1 protein-coding gene and 2 pseudogenes are annotated in these 1148 nt (G+C 71.0%); 2 read left to right on the top strand and 1 reads right to left on the bottom strand.

Annotation, left to right across the window (positions count from 1 at the left end; genetic code table 11):
- A pseudogene (locus IH13_RS0132605) lies at nt 1–417 on the top strand (SAM-dependent methyltransferase); the annotation flags it as partial.
- Nucleotides 418–479: 62 nt separating this feature from the next.
- Here IH13_RS0132605 and IH13_RS45295 read toward each other — a convergent pair.
- Nucleotides 480–701, bottom strand: a pseudogene (locus tag IH13_RS45295) (IS5/IS1182 family transposase); the annotation flags it as partial.
- 52 nt (nt 702–753) lie between these two features.
- Here IH13_RS45295 and IH13_RS0132600 point away from each other — a divergent pair.
- Complete coding sequence (locus tag IH13_RS0132600; protein WP_031090144.1) at nt 754–978, top strand: DUF2277 domain-containing protein; 225 nt, start codon at nt 754–756, stop codon at nt 976–978.
- The last annotated feature ends 170 nt before the right edge of the window (nt 979–1148 follow it).

Here is a 1148-nt window from a genome sequence, read left to right as displayed (position 1 = left end):
GAGATGTGTATAAGAGACAGCCTGGTGTTCTGCGACTTCGGCGGGCTCAGCTGGGCGCCCCCGCACCTGGCCGTCCCGCAGGCCGCACGCATCTTGCGCCGAGGCGGGCGCCTGGTGTTCAACGTCGCCAGCCCATGGTTCGAAGCCTGCTACGACGAAGCAGCCGGCCGCGTGACCACGACGCTGCAGAAGGACTACTTCGGGCTGAACACCATCGCCGAAGGCGACGGCGCGGCCAGCTACCAGCTCACCTACGGCGACTGGGTCAAGGTCCTGCGCGGCGCGGGTCTCGTCATCGACGACCTCATCGAGCCGCGGCCCGAACGCGGAGCACCCAACGGCTACAACGAAACCGACCCACCCGACTGGGCACACCACTGGCCGGCGGAACTGCTCTGGGTGACCCACAAACCGTAAGTTCCGTTCCGCGCCGAGACGTGCGGGCATCCCCTCGCCGCAGTACGGCCTCGAACACCGGATCACGGCCTGAGCCAGAGGCGTATCGACGCGACGGTGGCGGTGCCGTGGAAGACGTAGGCGCCCTTGTCATACCGCCTGGCGACGGTCCTGGGGTGCTTGAGCCGGTCGATCGTGCGGCTCGACCCCGGTCCGGCGTTTGTACGTCTCCGTGTCGAAGCCCGCAGGCCGGCTGCCCGGCCACCCCGGCTGCCGCGGCGCTGGCGGTTGGCCCGCTGGTCTCGGGAAGAACCTAGCGCGGGCGCTCTTGTCAGTGGTGGGCGTCACACTGGAGTCATGTGCCGCAGTATCAAGACCCTCCGCCCACCCGCCATCCCCGAGGAAGCCACCGAGGACGAGATGAGGGCCGCTGCCTTGCAGTACGTGCGCAAGGTGTCGGGCTTCCGCGCGCCCGCCGCGCACAACCAGGAGGTCTTCGACCGGGCCGTCGACGAGATCACCGAGGCGACGGCCCGGCTGCTGGACGGCCTGGAGATACGGGGGGCCGCCACCCGGACGTGAAGGCGGCGGGCCCCGTCCCGGGCCGGACGGGAGGAAGGGGCCGTGCCGCCTCAGGCGCCCCTCGCGTGCACCTCAGGCTCCGGTCGGGTGGGCCTCAGGCTCCGGTCGGGTGGGCGCCTCAGGCTCCGGTCGAGGTGCGCGCGTCAGGCACCGGTCGCGGCGGGGGGGCG

The sequence above is a fragment of the Streptomyces sp. NRRL WC-3549 genome, from assembly GCF_000721935.1.
In the GTDB taxonomy this organism is placed as follows: Bacteria; Actinomycetota; Actinomycetes; order Streptomycetales; family Streptomycetaceae; genus Streptomyces.
The sequence above is the reverse complement of the archived record's forward strand: the minus strand, read 5'-3'. Positions and strand labels throughout refer to the sequence as shown.